We start from the raw sequence: 15818 nt of genomic DNA on the forward strand, positions 1-15818 counted from the left end.
GCAGGTCAACTGGCGATCAGGTCGCGCACCGCGTCCAGCATCTCGGCATTTGAGAACGGCTTGGTCATGAAGCGGCTGACACCCGCCTTTTCGGCCATGGCGCGGTCCCGGCTTTGGCCCCGCGCGGTCAGCATCAGCACCGGCAACGCGCCGGTTTCGGGGTCACCCCGCAGCTCGTCCAATATCTCGAAACCGCTCTTGCCCGGCAGCATCACGTCGAGCATGACCAGATCCGGCGATGCCTTGCGGATCACCTCCACCGCGCCTGTCCCATTGGCCAAGGTCTCCACACGCCAACCCTCTTGGCTCAGCAAAAAGCGGATGGCCTCGGCGATATTCACCTCGTCCTCCACCAGAACTACGAGTTTGCTCATCGGCAAAAAGTCTCCCCCCTCGGTGTGCGGCGGCCCCGTCTTGCTGCGGTGTCTCGCGCACCGGGGCGAGCATGCATCGGTTTGCCAGCCCTGTCAAAAACTGCCTGCCGCGCGGCCTCAGATCCCCTCGCGCAGGATCGAAGGCTCGCGCCGCGCGCGGCATCCTTCGACCGGGCAAATGCGACAGGTCGCCCCCACCGGCTGCGCAGGCGCTGCCCCCGAGGGCACCGGCAAGAGCAGCATGACCGATTGGCTGAGCGGCGGCGTGTTATAGGCAGCCGCAGCCTGCACTTCGCAGGTGGCAATCGCCTCGAACTCCGCCTGCCCGCGCGCCATCTGCATGACGCGGGATTTCATCACCAGCCCCGGCTGCCCCTGCACCGCAAAGAGCGGCCAAAGCGGGCAGCAGGCGCCAAAGCGCGGCACGGTGAACCCTTCGATCGACTTGGCGAATGTCACGCTGCCAGAACGGTCACAGACCACCAGCCCCGCGCCGAGGTCAGGCAGTGACGCCAAGCGCCGCAGCACCCGGCCCATCGGCTGGTCGAGTGTCCGGGCCAGTTCGGCAGGGTCATGCCCCATCTCCCCCGCCGCCCGCTCCAGCCGCGCCAAGGGTAGCGCCGCTGCATCGCGGGCGATCTGTTGCAACACGCCCGTCGCGATGTGCTGCGCAGCCTTGGTCTTGAGCGTATCGGCCTGTTCGACCAGCGCCGCAATCGCCGCCTGCGGGGCGCACGCCTCTTCCAAAGGGTCGAAACGGTAGTCATGCGCGGCGAGGAAACTCTCAACCTCGGCCTGGGGCGAATGGGCCACCTCGCGGGTCTCGGCGGCATTGTCGAAATAGGTCACCAGCGCCTGCGCGCTGTCGGACAGGCGGCGGCTGTCTTGGTGGATATTGGCGTGAAACCGATCGCGCCATTCCGCTTGCAAACTGTCCGTTTCTGCCAGAATCGCGGCAGTCGACCGGATCGCCGCGGCGGTGCTGAGCAACTCATGCATGGAGGTGGCAAGCTGCGGGTCATGGGCCAAACGATCCGAGAGCGCCTCGACCGTCTGCTCCAATGCCGCGATGCGGCGCTGGCTGTTGGCCAGCACCTTGGCCCAGCCCGGAAACCGCCCCGCGAATTCATCCGCCCGGTCGCTCTCTGGCCCGGTCAGCCCCGCATCCTCTGCCGCCTCGCGCAGGGTGGCGATCAGCGCGGCTTCGGCCCCTTCCGTCAACGCCTGCGGCTCGACCCCAAGCGCGTGGGCGATATTGAGCAAAAGCTTGCCGCCGATTCTGCGCCGATTGTGTTCGATGAGATTGAGATAGCTGGCCGAGATGCCGCTTTGCTGCGCAAGCTCCGCCTGTTTCAGCCCCGCCATCACGCGCCGCTCACGGATGCGGCTGCCGGTCAGCCCCTCACGCATGGGACGGCCCCGCGTGATTTTTCGCCCGTTGTTTCAAGGTCTTTCTGCGCCGCAATATCATATTCTTTACAGGCCCACCGATGCGATTGCGAATATATTTACAAAAAAATCGTTTTGATCAAGCGCCTTATTGATTGGTTTTCATTTTCCGCGCCATAGTTTCTTTGCACTATTGCGTGTTGTGGCATCGGGGGGAGGTTCCGGTGCCGCGACTTACAAAAATGGGAGGACTTCATGTCGTTTACGAAACTGACACGCCGCGGGCTGATCCAGACCGGCGCGGTTGCCGGTGCGGGGTTGGCGCTGCCGACCTATCTGCGCGCGGAAAATCACGCGGGCTTCACCAATGCCCCCACGGGCAGCACCGTGACGCTTGGCTTCAACGTGCCCCAGACCGGCCCCTATGCCGAAGAAGGTCTGGATGAGCTGCGCGCGCAAGAGCTTGCGGTCGAACACCTCAATGGCGGGGGCGACGGCGGCATGATGAACACCTTCAGCTCCAAGGCGCTGAAAGGGAACGGCATTCTGGGCAAGAAGGTCGAATATGTCACCGGCGACACCCAGACGAAATCCGACGCCGCCCGCGCCAGCGCCAAGTCGATGATCGAAAAAGACGGCGCGGTGATGATCAACGGCGGCTCGTCCTCGGGCGTGGCCGTGGCGGTGCAAGACCTTTGCCAATCGGCGGGCGTGATCTTTATGGCGGGTCTCACCCATGCCAATGACACCACCGGTAAAGACCGCAAGGCCAATGGCTTCCGGCATTTCTTCAACGCCTATATGTCCGCCGCCGCTCTCGCCCCGGTGCTCAAGAACGCCTATGGCTCTGAGCGTCGCGCCTATCACCTGACGGCGGATTACAACTGGGGCTGGACCCAGCAAGAATCCATCGCCGCCGCGACCGAGGCGATGGGCTGGGAGACCGTGGAGAACGTGCTGACGCCGCTCGCCTCGACCGATTTCTCCTCCTATATCGCGCCGGTGCTGAACTCCGGCGCCGATGTGCTGGTGTTGAACCACTACGGCGGCAATATGGTGAACTCGCTCACCAATGCGGTGCAGTTCGGCCTTCTCGACAAACAGGTCAACGGCAAGAAATTCGAGATCGTCGTGCCGCTCTACTCCGAGCTGATGGCTGCCGGTGCCGGGGCCAACGTGCAAGGGGTTATCGGCTCGATGAACTGGAACTGGCAGCTGCAAGACGAAGGGTCCAAGGCCTTTACCAAATCCTTTGGTGAGAAATATGGCCGTCCGCCGTCGAACTCCGCGCATACCTGCTACGTGCAGACCCTGCTCTATGCCGATGCGGTGGAACGGGCGGGCTCGTTCAACCCCTGCGCCGTGGTCGAGGCGCTTGAGGGTTATGAGTTCGACGGGCTGGGCAACGGGCCCACGCTCTACCGCGCCGACGATCACCAGTGCTTCAAAGACGTGCTCGTGATGAAGGGGGCAGAGAACCCGACCAGCGAATACGACACGCTGGAGATCGTCGAGCAGACGCCCCGTGCTCAGGTCGAATATGCCCCCGATCACCCGATGTTCGCGGGCGGTGATCTGGGCAAATGCAACCCCGGCGCCTGATCCGCTGACATCAGATGGCGCGCGGGCCTGATCCTGCGCGCCCTTTTTATCGCTGCAAGCGGCCAAGCCGCTTGTAAACGCTTCCCTTACAGGTGGGGACCATGGACGCAATCCTTCTGCAAATACTCAACGGCCTCGACAAAGGCTCGGCCTATGCGCTGATCGCGCTTGGGCTGACGCTGATCTTCGGCACCCTTGGCGTGGTCAATTTCGCCCATGGGGCGCTTTTCATGATCGGGGCCTTCTGTTCGGTCACGCTGCAACGCATTCTGACGCTCAGCGTCGAGACCATCGACGAGACCAAGAAGGATTTCCTCGGCAATCCGCTGAAGGTCAAAACCCCCTATGTCGAACAGTGGTTCGGGCCGGAAACGGGACAGGCGATCATTGATTGGTCGGTGCCGCTGGCGATCCTCTTTGCGATCCCGGTGATGCTGCTCATTGGCTTCATCATGGAACGCGGGCTGATCAAACATTTCTACAAACGCCCCCATGCGGATCAGATCCTCGTGACCTTCGGCCTTGCCATCGTTTTGCAGGAAGTCGTCAAATATTTCTACGGCGCCAACCCAATCCCCACACCCGCGCCCGAGGCCTTTGTCGGCAGCTTCGATTTCGCGCCGCTCTTGGGTTTGGACACGTCTTTGGCCTACCCCTATTGGCGCTTGGTCTACTTTGGCTTTTCGACCCTCATCATCGCCGCGGTCTTTGCCTTTTTGCAATTCACCACCTTCGGCATGGTTGTCCGCGCCGGCATGGCAGACCGCGAAACCGTTGGGCTTTTGGGCATCGACATCGACCGCCGCTTTACCATCATGTTCGGCATCGCCGCCGCCGTGGCGGGGCTTGCGGGCGTGATGTATGCGCCGATCAACTCACCCAATTATCACATGGGCATGGACTTTCTGGTGCTGAGCTTCGTCGTCGTCGTGGTCGGCGGCATGGGCTCTCTGCCCGGCGCGGTGCTGGCGGGGTTCCTGCTGGGAATCCTCGAAAGCCTCGCTTCCATGAATGAAATCAAAAGCATCATCTACGGTATCGACCAGATCATCATCTACGTCGTTGCCATCGTGATCCTGCTGGTCCGCCCGCGCGGTCTGATGGGACGCCGCGGCGTGATGGAGGAATAAGACATGTTCGGACTGGAAAAACGCGATACGCTTCTTTTGGGGGTCGTGATCGTCCTCACGCTCTTCGCCCCCTTCATCCTCAACCCATTTCCGGCGGATTCGGGCCTTGCACAGTTTAACGCGGGCTACCCCGACCTGATGCAACGCTTTGTGATCTTTGGCATATTTGCCATCGGGTTCAACATCCTCTTCGGGCTGACCGGCTATCTCTCTTTTGGCCATGCAGCCTTTCTGGGGGTCGGTTCCTACTCTGCCGTCTGGATGTTCAAACTGCTCAGCTACAACGTCGTGCCCGCGCTGGTGCTGGCCGTCATCATGGCGGGGCTTTTCTCCGCACTGATCGGCTACATCAGCCTGCGGCGCTCGGGCATCTACTTTTCAATCCTGACGCTGGCCTTCGCGCAGATGTCCTTCAACCTCGCCTATTCGGTGCTGACGCCGATCACCAACGGTGAGACGGGGTTGCAGATCTACACCTCCGATCCGCAGTACCTCCAATCCGTCGACGCGCCTTCGTTCCCGAATCTCTTCGGTGCCGCGATGAACTCCTCGACGACGCTGTTCTTCGGCGGTTGGACCTTCACCTTCTCAGTCGGCTACTATTTCTGCGCGGTCTTCCTGATCCTCGCCTTCTATCTGGCGATCCGCATCTTCCGCTCGCCCTTCGGCATGATGCTGCGGGCGGTGAAATCGAACCAGCAGCGGATGAACTACACCGGGTTGAACACGCGGCCCTACACGCTGGCGGCCTTTGTCATCTCGGGCATGTATGCCGGGCTGGCGGGCGGTCTGCTGGCGGCGATGGACCCGCTGGCGGGGGCCGAGCGGATGCAATGGACCGCATCGGGCGAAGTGGTGCTGATGACGATCCTTGGCGGCGCGGGCACTTTGATCGGGCCGGTGCTGGGTGCAGGCTTCATCAAGTATTTCGAGAACATCTTCGCCAAGATCAACGACAACGTGCTGCACGGCTGGTTCGCCTTCATGCCCGACGGGATCGAAGACGCGATGGTCGCGATCATCCACCCCTTCGTCGGCAAGGGCTGGCACCTGACGCTTGGCCTTCTGTTCATGCTGGTCGTGATCTTCCTGCCCGGGGGGCTGGTCGAGGGTGGCCAACGTCTGGGCCGGGTCTTCCGCCGCCGTGACAAGAACGCAGGCTCGGTCGAGGCCGACGCCGCCCAACAGCGCAGCGAAGCCGCGGAATAGGAGAGACATCATGGCCATTCTCGAAGTCAAAAATGTCGGCAAGCGCTTTGGCGGGTTGCAGGCGCTGAGCGATGTAAACCTCAGCGTGGCGGAGAACTCCGTCCACGCGATCATCGGCCCCAATGGGGCGGGCAAATCCACGCTGCTGAACTGTCTGGTGGGCAAGCTCATCCCCGACACCGGCTCTGTCATGTTCGACGGGCAGTCGGTGCTGGGGCGCAAACCCTATGAGATCAACCAGATGGGCATTTCCCGCGTATTCCAAACGCCCGAGATCTTTGGTGATCTGACGGTGATGGAGAATATGCTGATCCCCTGCCTTGCCAAACGCGACGGGGCATTTCAACTGAACGGCTGGTCGCGGGTCGTGGGCCAGCGCGACATGATCGACAAGGCCGAGGAAATGCTGCGCGACATGCGTATGATCGACAAACGGCACATGCCCGCAGCCTCCATGTCGCGCGGGGACAAACGGCGGTTGGAGATCGCCATGTGTCTCGCCCAAGACCCCCGCCTGCTGCTTTTGGACGAACCGACCGCCGGGATGGCGCGGGCCGACACCAACAACACCATCGACCTGCTCAAACAGATCAAGGACGAGCGCGACATCACCATCGCCATCATCGAACACGACATGCATGTCGTCTTTTCACTCGCCGAGCGGATTACCGTGCTGGCCCAAGGCACGCCGCTGGTCGAAGACACGCCCGACCGGATCAAGGGCCACCCCAAGGTGCGCGAAGCCTACCTCGGCGAAAGCCAAGACGCCGCCTGACCCCCTCCCTTTGCCGCAGATCTAGGACAGCATATGACCACCAGCACGCTCGACAAGAACGCCAACCACGCCCAAACCGCCCCCGCCTTCCTCTCGGTCTGGGACATTCACGCCTATTACGGCGAAAGCTACATCGTGCAGGGGGTGAGCTTTAACGTCCATGAAGGGGAGATTCTCGCCCTGCTGGGCCGCAACGGGGCGGGCAAAACCTCGACCCTGCGGGCCATCGCGCGGGTGAGCGACCCGGAGCTGAAACGCGGCGAGGTCTGGCTCGACCATCAGCCGCTGCATAATATGGCCAGCCACCAAGCCTCTGCCGCAGGGCTGGCGCTGGTTCCCGAAGACCGGCGCATCATTTCCGGCCTCACGGTCGAAGAGAACCTCAAACTCGCCCAGATCGCCCCGCCCATCGGCTGGTCGCTCGACCGGCTCTATGACCTCTTCCCCCGCCTGCGCGAACGGCGCCATCAAGAGGGGGTGACCCTCTCGGGCGGGGAGCAGCAGATGCTTGCCATCGCCCGCGCTTTGGCCCGTGACATCAAGGTGTTGCTGCTCGATGAACCCTACGAAGGGCTGGCGCCGGTGATCGTGGATGAGATCGAGAAAACGCTGGGGCTGATCAAAGCGCAGGGCATCACCACGATTCTGGTCGAACAAAACGCGGTGCGGGCGCTGAAACTGGCCGACCGGGCGGTGATCCTCGACACCGGCGGCGTGGTCTTTGACGGCACCGCCGCCGAGGTGCTGGACAACGCGGAACTGCGCGCAGAATACCTCGCGATCTGACCTAAGGTCACTCAGGTCCGGCGCGCGCGGCTGAGGCACAGCCTCTTTCTCGCGCCCCGGACCGCTTTGCGCGACAAAAAACCGATCCTACCCCCTAGACAACAGTTGGCTTTTCATGGCTTTGCCCATGCCCTATAAGCGTGCCAATCAATCGCGCAGCGACGGGCCGCAGGCCTGCCGAAATCTTCGAGGATCCAATGACAAACAACACCCATGACGCTGACGTGGCCTTCATCAAGGCCCTCGCCGAGCTGCTGAACGAAAACGACCTGACCGAGCTTCAGGTGAAACGCGACTATGCCGAGGATGACAGCCTGAACGTGCGCGTCAGCCGCAAGCCGCCGCAGCAGGTCATGGCCGCCCCCCAGCAGCAGTACCAAGCCGCCCCGGCGCCTGCCGCCGCACCGGCGCCCGCCGCTGCCGCCCCCGCTGCTCCGGCCCCTGCTGCCGACGCCGATCCGGCTGATCACCCCGGCGCCGTGACCTCGCCGATGGTGGGCACCGTGTATCTTCAGGCCGAGCCGGGCGCGCCCGCCTTCATCTCCGTCGGGGCCTCGGTCTCCGAAGGTGACACGCTTCTGATCGTCGAGGCGATGAAGACCATGAACCATATCCCCGCCCCCCGCGCTGGCACCGTCAAGCGCATCCTCGTCGGCGACGGCGATGCGGTAGAATTCGGCGCCCCGCTGGTCATTCTGGAATAAGGGCCGGACATGTTCAGCAAAATCCTAGTCGCCAACCGGGGAGAGATCGCGCTGCGCGTCATCCGCGCGGCCCGCGAGATGGGCATCCAGACCGTCGCGGTGCATTCCACCGCCGACAGTGACGCGATGCACGTGCGTATGGCCGACGAATCCGTCTGCATCGGCCCACCCTCCTCGACCCAATCCTACCTCTCGATCCCCGCGATCATCGCGGCCTGCGAGATCACCGGCGCCGAGGCGATCCACCCCGGCTACGGATTCCTGTCCGAGAACGCGAATTTCGTGCAGGTGATCGAAGATCACGGGCTCACCTTCATCGGCCCCACCGCCGAGCATATCCGCGTCATGGGCGACAAGATCACCGCAAAGGACACGATGAAAAAGCTCGGCGTGCCTTGCGTGCCCGGCTCCGACGGCGGGGTCACCTCGCTGGAGGAAGCCAAGCGCATCGGTGAGGAGATTGGCTATCCGGTCATCATCAAGGCGACCGCCGGTGGCGGCGGCAAGGGCATGAAAGTGGCCCAGACCGCAGCCGACATGGAGAAAGCCTTCCAGACCGCCCGCGCCGAGGGCAAGTCGAACTTCGGCAACGACGAAGTCTACATCGAGAAATACCTCACCACGCCGCGCCACATCGAGATTCAGGTCTTTGGCGACGGCAAGGGCAATGCCGTGCATCTGGGCGAGCGTGACTGTTCGCTGCAACGCCGCCACCAGAAGGTCTTTGAGGAGGCCCCCGGCCCCTCGATCACTGCCGAGGAACGCGCGCGCATCGGCAAGACCTGCGCCGACGCCGTGGCCAACATCAACTACATCGGTGCCGGCACGATCGAGTTCCTTTATGAGAACGGCGAGTTCTACTTCATCGAGATGAACACACGTCTGCAGGTGGAACACCCGGTGACCGAGGCGATCTTTGGCGTCGATCTGGTGCGCGAACAGATTCGCGTGGCCGAAGGCCTGCCGATGTCCTTCACGCAGGAGGATTTGCAGATCAACGGCCATGCCATCGAGGTGCGCATTAATGCCGAGAAATTGCCGAACTTCGCGCCCTGCCCGGGCAAGATCACGCAGTATCACGCCCCCGGCGGGCTTGGCGTGCGGATGGATTCGGCGTTGTATGACGGCTATTCGATCCCGCCCTTCTACGACAGCCTGATCGGCAAGCTCATCGTGCATGGCCGCGACCGGCCCGAGGCGCTGGCGCGTCTGGGGCGCGCTCTGGGTGAGCTGATCGTGGACGGTGTCGATACCACCGTGCCACTGTTCCACGCGTTGCTGGCCGAGGAGGACATCCAATCGGGCGGCTACAACATCCACTGGCTTGAGCATTGGCTGGAAACCAACCTCGGCGACGGCTGACATGACATGTCGGATCTGACGCCCGAGATCCTGATCCACGGCTATTCCATCGGGATTTTCCCCATGGCGGAACACCGCGACGACCCGGAAATTTTCTGGGTCGATCCGCGGCACCGTGGGGTGATGCCGCTCAATGGTTTCCACATCTCGCGCTCTCTGGCCCGCGCCATCCGGCGCAGCCCCTTTCACCACACGATCAACCGTGATTTCCAAGCTGTCGTCGCCGGTTGTGCCGACCGCGAAGACACATGGATCAATGCCGAGATCACCGCGCTTTACACCGCACTGCACCGCGCGGGCTATGCCCATTCGCTTGAGGTTTGGGACGGTGACGCGTTGGTGGGCGGTGTCTATGGCGTCACGCTGGGCCGGGCGTTTTTCGGCGAGAGCATGTTTTCGCGCCGGACCAATGCGTCAAAAATGGCGCTGGCAGCGCTGGTGGATCGGCTGCGCCGCGCGGGGTTCATCCTCTTTGACACGCAGTTTCTGACCGATCATCTCGCCTCTCTCGGCGCGGTGGAGATTTCGCGGGCGGAATATCACGCGCAGCTCGATGCGGCGAAACGCGGCAATGCGCGGTTCAGCGCGCCTGAGTTGGACAGCTTTCAGGACGTGCTGCAGCGCATGACCCAGATGTCATAGCGAAAATGCTCCAGCGCGTGCAGCGCGGGGGCCGAGGCGATCATCCAACCGGAAAACAAGGCGCTTTCGCTGCCCTTTTCGGTGATCTCAAGCGCGGCATAGGCATTGGCCGCCGGATCCCCCGCCGGATAGCGGCAGTCGACCATGGTGATCTGCAAATTGCCCAAGGTCAGGCGGTCACCCTTAGCGATCTCCAAATCGGTCGTATCGCCCGAAATCTTGTCCAAGGCACGCAATACACCGCCCGAGGCACTGGCGACCTGCCCCCCTTCTTGAGCGTGAAGCGGCGCGGCCAGCACAAGCGCGGCCAAGAGAAGCTTTTTCATGGGTCCACCCGGATTGCGTGAGCTTTGGGGCCGCGCGGAAGGCGCGGCCAACCGATCATTCAGGCTGCCAGGCCTCATAGTCCTTACGCTCGACAGGTTCGGCGCGGCGCAGCGATCCTGCGGGCGCATAGGCCATGGCGGTGCCGGTCTGATTCTCGACATGGGCCTTTTCCCAGGGCTTATGCGCCAGCGGCTTGTCGGTCGGCGGCTCATCCCATGTGCGGTGCAGCCAGCCATGCCAATCGGGGCTCACGCGGCTCGCCTCGGCTTCACCGTTGAAAATGACCCAGCGTTTGCTGTCATCGGCGTTGCGGTAATAGACGTTGCCCTGCGCGTCTTCGCCCACCTTGCTGCCCTTGCGCCAAGTGAAAAGCTGGGTGTTCAGCGTCTGGCCGTTCCACCACGTGACACTGCGCAGAAGTGAATTGAGAATGCCCATTGAGGTCTCCGTTCCTGTTGCCCGTTATATGCACCATGGAGGCTTGGGCGTCTAGCCTCACCGCGCAGGAGGTTCCACGCGCGGCAGGATTCGTCGCCGAAAATCAGCCATCTGCCGCCGCGCGCAAAAGGGCCGTGCATTCGATCTCAATCCGGTATTTCGGGTCGATCAGCCCGCATTCGATCATCGTCGCGGCGGGCGGATGCGCGCCGAAGGCCGCGCGTAGAAGCGGCCAGCAGGCTTCGAACTCCGCCGCGTCGGGCAGCATATAGGTGACGCGCACCACATGGGCGAAATCACTTCCTGCCTCGGCCAAGGCCGCCTTGATCGTTGCTAGTGCCGCCGCGCATTGCGTTGTCACCTCTGCCCCCTCACCCACGGTGCCCGAGACATGGACCATGCCCCCCGCCACTACCGCGCGGCTGTAGCCGATCTTGTCCTCATAGATACCGCCAGATGAAATGCGCCGCATGAAACCCTCCCCTGAAACGCGAAAGGGCGGACCTGATGGCCCGCCCCGATGACTTTGCCCTACGCGCTTAGCCCGCGCTGGCTGGTTCTTTGCTTTCGCTGTCGGCGTGGATCATCAGCGGCTTGGCCTCGGATGTGACGGCCTCCTCGTTGACGACCACTTCGCTCACCGTCTCCAGCCCCGGCAGTTCGAACATCGTGTCGAGCAGGATGTCTTCGAGGATGGAGCGAAGCCCCCGCGCGCCGGTTTTCCGCTCGATGGCACGTTTGGCAATCGCTTGCAGCGCATCGTCGGTGAAGGTCAGCTGCGTGTCTTCCAACTCGAACAAACGCTGATACTGTTTGACCAGAGCGTTCTTCGGCTCGGTCAGGATGGTGACCAGAGCGTCCTCGTCCAGATCTTCGAGCGTCGCCAGAACCGGCAGACGGCCCACGAATTCCGGGATCAAACCGAACTTCAGCAGGTCTTCGGGTTCGAGGTCGGTGAAAATCTCACCAATGCCGCGGGCGTCATTGTCACGCACATCGGCACCAAAACCCATGGCAGAGCCTTTGCCGCGCTGCGCGATGATCTTGTCGAGACCGGCAAAAGCACCGCCGCAGATGAAGAGGATGTTCGTGGTGTCCACCTGCAGGAACTCCTGCTGCGGATGCTTGCGCCCGCCCTGCGGCGGCACGGAGGCCACGGTCCCTTCCATCAGCTTCAGCAGCGCCTGCTGCACGCCCTCCCCCGATACATCGCGGGTGATCGAGGGGTTTTCAGACTTGCGGGTAATCTTGTCGACCTCGTCGATATAGACGATGCCGCGCTGTGCCCGCTCGACGTTGTATTCCGACGCCTGCAACAGTTTGAGAATGATGTTCTCCACATCCTCGCCCACATAACCGGCTTCGGTCAGCGTGGTCGCATCGGCCATGGTGAAGGGCACATCAAGGATGCGCGCCAGCGTCTGCGCCAGCAACGTCTTGCCGCAGCCGGTGGGGCCGATCAGCAGGATGTTGGATTTCGCCAGTTCGATATCGCCGCCCTTCTGGGCGTGGTTCAACCGCTTGTAGTGGTTGTGGACCGCCACCGAGAGCACGCGCTTGGCCATCGCCTGACCGATCACATAGTCGTCCAACACGCCGCAGATGTCGCGGGGCGTGGGCACGCCATCGGTCGCCTTGAGGCCCGAGGCCTTGGTCTCTTCTCGGATGATATCCATGCACAGCTCGACGCATTCGTCGCAGATGAACACGGTCGGCCCCGCAATCAGCTTGCGCACCTCGTGCTGGCTCTTGCCGCAGAAGCTACAGTAGAGCGTATTTTTGCTGTCGTTGCCGGAATTATTCGCCATCTCAAACCTTTCAGGTCTGTCGTGTATGTCCGCCCCGGTCTTGGGGCCGCGAGATTTGGCCTCAAGCTTAGGCCAGTGACCCCGGCGCTACAATCGCAAAATATGCAGCGCCGGGCCCCTTCGATTACTTGTCTTTCTTGTCCTTGCCACCGGCGGCAGCCTCATCGGCCTTGCCACGGCTTTCGACGATCTCATCCAGATGGCCCCATTCCTTGGCTTCCTCGGGCGTCATCCACAGATCACGGTCGAGCGCTTTTTGAACGGTTTCCAGCGGCTGGCCGGAGTGTTTGACATAAAGCTGATACATCCGCTCACGGGTGCGTTCGATGTGCCGCGCCGAGATCAGGATATCTTCGGCCATGCCCTGCGAGCCGCCGGAGGGCTGGTGGATCATCACTTCGGCATTGGGCAGCGCGAAACGCATGCCCTTTTCGCCGCCGATCGCGATGACCGACCCCATGGAGGCCGCCATGCCGCAGATCAAGGTCGAGACCTTGGGCTTGATATATTGCATCGTGTCGTAGATCGACAGGCCCGCCGTCACCTCGCCACCGGGCGAGTTGATGTACATGCTGATTTCCTTGGAGGGGTTCTCGGCCTCAAGGTGCAACAGCTGGGCGACGACCAGATGGCTCATCCCACTGTGGATCGGGCCGTTGACGAAGATGATCCGCTCTTTCAACAGACGCGAGAAGATGTCGTAGGACCGCTCGCCCCGGCTGGTTTGCTCAACCACCATCGGGACAAGCGTGTTCATATAGGTGTTGATCGGATCGTTCATGCGTGCCTGCCTCAGTTCCTGTTCGCGGGACCATACCCGCAAAACTGTTACCCAGAGATTAGTCCCCCCGGTATGGGGGTTCAAGGGGGGCAGGCACGACAGTCTGCGCTAATCGCGCCGATCACTCCGACGCGTCGCGCAGGTAGGCGATCAACGCGTCGATATCCTCGGGCTTGCGCACACCCCGGAACGACATTTTAGTGCCTTTCATGAAGCCCTTAGGGTCCGCCAGAAAGGCGCTCAACTCATCGTGAGACCAGACCAACCCCTCCGCTGCCGCGGCCTGCATGGCTTTGGAGTAGCGAAAGCCGTCAACCGCGCCCGCCGGGCCATCCACGATGCCGTTCAGCATCGGGCCGACACGGTTCTTCGCCTTGGCGCCGATCTGATGGCAGGATTTGCATTTGCGAAACGCCTTCTCCCCGGCCTTGATCAGCGCGGGATCGGCGGCGGGGGCTTCGGCCACCTCGACCGGCGCGGGGGTCTCTTCGGGGGCAGGCTCTGCCGCGGTTTTGACCTCTTCGGCCTTAGCCTGTTCGGCTGCGGCCTTGGCGGCGGTCTCCTCGGGCGTCACGTCCAGCACGGCTGCGCGCATGGTGATCTCGACCGAGGGTTTGCAATCGCTCATACAGGGCTCTTGCTTGAAGGACGCAAACTCGACCTCCGCCCGGTCATCGGGTTTGAAGGCCTCCTCATTCGGCAAGCGCAGCTCGGCGAAGTTCTCTGACGAGAGCACGAAATCCTCATCCACCTCGTCATTGAGATAGAGCAGATAAGCGGTGATCGCATAGACCTCATCATCGCTCAACGACTGCGCATCACCAAAGGGCATCGCCCGGTTCACATAGTCGTAAACCGTTGAAAGGTATGGCCAATAGCTGCCGATCGTTTTGACGGGGCGCATATCGGTCAGGCTGCCCTGCCCGCCCGCGAGCACCGGCCAACGGCCCGTGCCCTCGCCAAAGACGCCGTGGCAGGAGGCGCATTTCACGGTGTAAATCTCATCCCCGGTCATCACGTCGCCACGGCCCTCGGGCAGACCTGTGCCGTCAGGGCGCACGTCGATATCCCACAGCGCCACTTCCTCGGGGGTGGCGGCGCGGCCAAGGCCCAAAGGCTCAGCGGCCAGCGGGCTTGCCAGCGCGGTACTCAGGAGGGCAGCTTTAAGAAATCTCGACATTTTCGGCCTTTCCGTCTGCATCGACCGCCCAGGTCTGGATGCCATTGTTGTGGTAGATCGAATTCTCGCCCCGGACCGCGCGCAGCGCGTCCTTCGTGGGCTGGACGTAGCCGGTGCTGTCATGTGCACGGCTTTGCAGCAGCAGGGGTTTGCCGTCCCATTCGAAGTCGAAGTAGAAGCGGTGCAGCGCCTTTGGCGTGCTCGGCCCGTCCATCCGCGCCTGATGCCATGTGATGCCACCGTCGAGCGTCACGTCCACGCGCGGAATCGTACCGCGGCCCGACCATGCCAGACCGGTCAGAACCGTCGGCCCCGGGCCATGGGTGATCGGCGCCTGCGGGCTGGGGCTGGTGATAACCGATTTCGCGTCCATCTCCCAAGTGAAGCGCCGCGCCACACCGTCGGCCATGAGGTCGGTGTATTTGCTGGTCTCCTCGCGGTGGTGCCAAGGCTGATCGCCGACCTCAAGCCGGCGCAGCCATTTGACCCACATGTTGCCCTCCCAACCGGGCACGACAAGGCGCACCGGGTAGCCCTGTTCGGGGCGCAGCGCCTCGCCGTTCATCTTGAAGGCCACGAGGCAATCGTCGAGCGCCTTTTCCATTGGGATCGACCGGCTCATCGCCGCGGCATCCGCGCCCTCGGCCAGAAGCCACTTGCCCTCGGGCTTCACACCCGCCTCCTCCAGCACCAGCCGCAGCGGCACGCCGGTGTATTGCACGTTGTGGATCATGCCATGGGTGAACTGGCAGCCATTAAGCTGCGATCCGCGCCACTCCATCCCGGAGTTGGCCGCGCATTCGAGGAAGTAGACGTGGTTCTCACGCGGGAAACGCATCAGGTCTTCCATGGTAAAGACCAGTTCGCGGTCCACCAAACCATTGATCATCAAGCGGTGTTCCGCCGGATCGACCTTGGCCACCCCCGAGTGGTGCCGCTCGAAGCAGACGCCGTTGGGGGTGATCGTGCCATCCAGCGCATGGAGCGGGGTGAAGTTGATCGAGCTCACCGGGTCGGCGGTCAGCCATTCCACGGTGCGGCGTTTCACATCCGCCTCATGCGGCGAGGGCATGCCGTAGGGGGCGACATCGACGCCGTCGCCCAATTCCTGCATCCAAGGATGGATCGCGATGCCTTTGTCGGACTGGGCAGCACTGGCTTGGCCCGCCAGCGTCCCCGCGGCCGCCGCCCCTGCCCCCGTTAGAAAGGCACGGCGCGATGGCCCCTTATGGTTCTCTTCTGTCATGTCGTGGCCCTCACATATTCAAATTCATTTTATTGAATTTGTATCTATGTGAGAACCCCTATTCT

At 62.4% G+C, this 15818-nt stretch carries 17 protein-coding genes; 8 read left to right on the plus strand and 9 right to left on the minus strand.

Features of this window, described 5'->3' with window-relative positions; translation table 11 throughout:
• Positions 1-5: 5 nt before the first annotated feature.
• Both ACGYLI_RS06400 and ACGYLI_RS06405 read right to left on the minus strand, forming a co-directional pair.
• Positions 6-374 carry a response regulator transcription factor gene (locus tag ACGYLI_RS06400; RefSeq protein ID WP_271689859.1) on the minus strand — a complete coding sequence of 123 codons (369 nt, stop codon included), beginning with the start codon at positions 372-374 and terminating at the stop codon, positions 6-8.
• A 117-nt stretch (positions 375-491) separates the two neighbouring features.
• Positions 492-1784 carry a helix-turn-helix domain-containing protein gene (locus ACGYLI_RS06405; protein WP_394418225.1) on the minus strand — a complete coding sequence of 431 codons (1293 nt, stop codon included), beginning with the start codon at positions 1782-1784 and terminating at the stop codon, positions 492-494.
• Between the two features lie 234 nt (positions 1785-2018).
• Between ACGYLI_RS06405 and ACGYLI_RS06410 the strand changes: the two genes are divergently transcribed.
• From ACGYLI_RS06410 to aat, 8 genes are all read left to right on the plus strand, one after another.
• Positions 2019-3365: a substrate-binding protein gene (locus ACGYLI_RS06410; RefSeq protein ID WP_067261823.1), complete on the plus strand. Its 1347-nt coding sequence runs from the start codon at positions 2019-2021 to the stop codon at positions 3363-3365.
• A 101-nt stretch (positions 3366-3466) separates the two neighbouring features.
• Complete coding sequence (locus tag ACGYLI_RS06415) at positions 3467-4495, plus strand: branched-chain amino acid ABC transporter permease (protein WP_271689857.1); 1029 nt, start codon at positions 3467-3469, stop codon at positions 4493-4495.
• 3 nt (positions 4496-4498) lie between these two features.
• Positions 4499-5704 carry a branched-chain amino acid ABC transporter permease gene (locus ACGYLI_RS06420; protein WP_209218747.1) on the plus strand — a complete coding sequence of 402 codons (1206 nt, stop codon included), beginning with the start codon at positions 4499-4501 and terminating at the stop codon, positions 5702-5704.
• Between the two features lie 10 nt (positions 5705-5714).
• Positions 5715-6479, plus strand: coding sequence for an ABC transporter ATP-binding protein (locus ACGYLI_RS06425; RefSeq protein WP_067261818.1), 765 nt, complete (start codon positions 5715-5717; stop codon positions 6477-6479).
• A 33-nt stretch (positions 6480-6512) separates the two neighbouring features.
• Complete coding sequence (locus ACGYLI_RS06430; protein WP_067261816.1) at positions 6513-7265, plus strand: ABC transporter ATP-binding protein; 753 nt, start codon at positions 6513-6515, stop codon at positions 7263-7265.
• 197 nt (positions 7266-7462) lie between these two features.
• Positions 7463-7969 carry an acetyl-CoA carboxylase biotin carboxyl carrier protein gene (gene accB / locus ACGYLI_RS06435; RefSeq protein ID WP_394418228.1) on the plus strand — a complete coding sequence of 169 codons (507 nt, stop codon included), beginning with the start codon at positions 7463-7465 and terminating at the stop codon, positions 7967-7969.
• Between the two features lie 9 nt (positions 7970-7978).
• Positions 7979-9331: an acetyl-CoA carboxylase biotin carboxylase subunit gene (gene accC / locus ACGYLI_RS06440; protein WP_394418230.1), complete on the plus strand. Its 1353-nt coding sequence runs from the start codon at positions 7979-7981 to the stop codon at positions 9329-9331.
• Between the two features lie 6 nt (positions 9332-9337).
• A complete protein-coding gene (gene aat, locus ACGYLI_RS06445; protein WP_394418232.1) occupies positions 9338-9973 on the plus strand; it encodes a leucyl/phenylalanyl-tRNA--protein transferase in 636 nt (211 codons plus the stop codon).
• On the opposite strand, the gene ACGYLI_RS06450 is transcribed toward aat, so the two are convergent.
• The 7 genes from ACGYLI_RS06450 to soxC form a co-directional block, all read right to left on the minus strand.
• Positions 9937-10299, minus strand: coding sequence for a DUF2155 domain-containing protein (locus tag ACGYLI_RS06450; protein WP_394418235.1), 363 nt, complete (start codon positions 10297-10299; stop codon positions 9937-9939). The two genes, aat and ACGYLI_RS06450, sit on opposite strands and share 37 nt — an antisense overlap.
• 55 nt (positions 10300-10354) lie before the next feature.
• Positions 10355-10738 carry an NADH:ubiquinone oxidoreductase subunit NDUFA12 gene (locus tag ACGYLI_RS06455; RefSeq protein WP_394418238.1) on the minus strand — a complete coding sequence of 128 codons (384 nt, stop codon included), beginning with the start codon at positions 10736-10738 and terminating at the stop codon, positions 10355-10357.
• Positions 10739-10841: 103 nt separating this feature from the next.
• Positions 10842-11210 carry a Rid family hydrolase gene (locus ACGYLI_RS06460; RefSeq protein ID WP_394418240.1) on the minus strand — a complete coding sequence of 123 codons (369 nt, stop codon included), beginning with the start codon at positions 11208-11210 and terminating at the stop codon, positions 10842-10844.
• Between the two features lie 67 nt (positions 11211-11277).
• The gene (clpX, locus tag ACGYLI_RS06465; protein ID WP_271689851.1) at positions 11278-12546 is read right to left on the minus strand and encodes an ATP-dependent Clp protease ATP-binding subunit ClpX; all 1269 of its coding nucleotides are present in this window, start codon (positions 12544-12546) and stop codon (positions 11278-11280) included.
• Between the two features lie 124 nt (positions 12547-12670).
• Positions 12671-13327, minus strand: a complete 657-nt coding sequence (locus ACGYLI_RS06470; protein WP_067267539.1) for an ATP-dependent Clp protease proteolytic subunit — start codon at positions 13325-13327, stop codon at positions 12671-12673.
• Positions 13328-13448: 121 nt separating this feature from the next.
• Positions 13449-14507, minus strand: a complete 1059-nt coding sequence (locus ACGYLI_RS06475) for a c-type cytochrome (RefSeq protein WP_394418242.1) — start codon at positions 14505-14507, stop codon at positions 13449-13451.
• Positions 14491-15753, minus strand: a complete 1263-nt coding sequence (gene soxC / locus ACGYLI_RS06480; protein WP_394418244.1) for a sulfite dehydrogenase — start codon at positions 15751-15753, stop codon at positions 14491-14493. The genes ACGYLI_RS06475 and soxC overlap by 17 nt, the downstream gene beginning before the upstream one ends.
• Between the last annotated feature and the right edge of the window lie 65 nt (positions 15754-15818).

This window comes from Sulfitobacter sp. 1A13421 (assembly GCF_043557285.1).
GTDB lineage: Bacteria > Pseudomonadota > Alphaproteobacteria > Rhodobacterales > Rhodobacteraceae > Sulfitobacter > Sulfitobacter faviae.

What these genes read in the sequence shown, in the direction of transcription:
- ACGYLI_RS06400 (WP_271689859.1), bottom strand. Translation starts at nt 374, where the DNA reads ATGAGCAAACTCGTAGTTCTGGTGGAGGACGAGGTGAATATCGCCGAG.
- ACGYLI_RS06405 (WP_394418225.1), bottom strand. Translation starts at nt 1,784, where the DNA reads ATGCGTGAGGGGCTGACCGGCAGCCGCATCCGTGAGCGGCGCGTGATG.
- ACGYLI_RS06410 (WP_067261823.1), top strand. Translation starts at nt 2,019, where the DNA reads ATGTCGTTTACGAAACTGACACGCCGCGGGCTGATCCAGACCGGCGCG.
- ACGYLI_RS06415 (WP_271689857.1), top strand. Translation starts at nt 3,467, where the DNA reads ATGGACGCAATCCTTCTGCAAATACTCAACGGCCTCGACAAAGGCTCG.
- ACGYLI_RS06420 (WP_209218747.1), top strand. Translation starts at nt 4,499, where the DNA reads ATGTTCGGACTGGAAAAACGCGATACGCTTCTTTTGGGGGTCGTGATC.
- ACGYLI_RS06425 (WP_067261818.1), top strand. Translation starts at nt 5,715, where the DNA reads ATGGCCATTCTCGAAGTCAAAAATGTCGGCAAGCGCTTTGGCGGGTTG.
- ACGYLI_RS06430 (WP_067261816.1), top strand. Translation starts at nt 6,513, where the DNA reads ATGACCACCAGCACGCTCGACAAGAACGCCAACCACGCCCAAACCGCC.
- accB (WP_394418228.1), top strand. Translation starts at nt 7,463, where the DNA reads ATGACAAACAACACCCATGACGCTGACGTGGCCTTCATCAAGGCCCTC.
- accC (WP_394418230.1), top strand. Translation starts at nt 7,979, where the DNA reads ATGTTCAGCAAAATCCTAGTCGCCAACCGGGGAGAGATCGCGCTGCGC.
- aat (WP_394418232.1), top strand. Translation starts at nt 9,338, where the DNA reads ATGTCGGATCTGACGCCCGAGATCCTGATCCACGGCTATTCCATCGGG.
- ACGYLI_RS06450 (WP_394418235.1), bottom strand. Translation starts at nt 10,299, where the DNA reads ATGAAAAAGCTTCTCTTGGCCGCGCTTGTGCTGGCCGCGCCGCTTCAC.
- ACGYLI_RS06455 (WP_394418238.1), bottom strand. Translation starts at nt 10,738, where the DNA reads ATGGGCATTCTCAATTCACTTCTGCGCAGTGTCACGTGGTGGAACGGC.
- ACGYLI_RS06460 (WP_394418240.1), bottom strand. Translation starts at nt 11,210, where the DNA reads ATGCGGCGCATTTCATCTGGCGGTATCTATGAGGACAAGATCGGCTAC.
- clpX (WP_271689851.1), bottom strand. Translation starts at nt 12,546, where the DNA reads ATGGCGAATAATTCCGGCAACGACAGCAAAAATACGCTCTACTGTAGC.
- ACGYLI_RS06470 (WP_067267539.1), bottom strand. Translation starts at nt 13,327, where the DNA reads ATGAACGATCCGATCAACACCTATATGAACACGCTTGTCCCGATGGTG.
- ACGYLI_RS06475 (WP_394418242.1), bottom strand. Translation starts at nt 14,507, where the DNA reads ATGTCGAGATTTCTTAAAGCTGCCCTCCTGAGTACCGCGCTGGCAAGC.
- soxC (WP_394418244.1), bottom strand. Translation starts at nt 15,753, where the DNA reads ATGACAGAAGAGAACCATAAGGGGCCATCGCGCCGTGCCTTTCTAACG.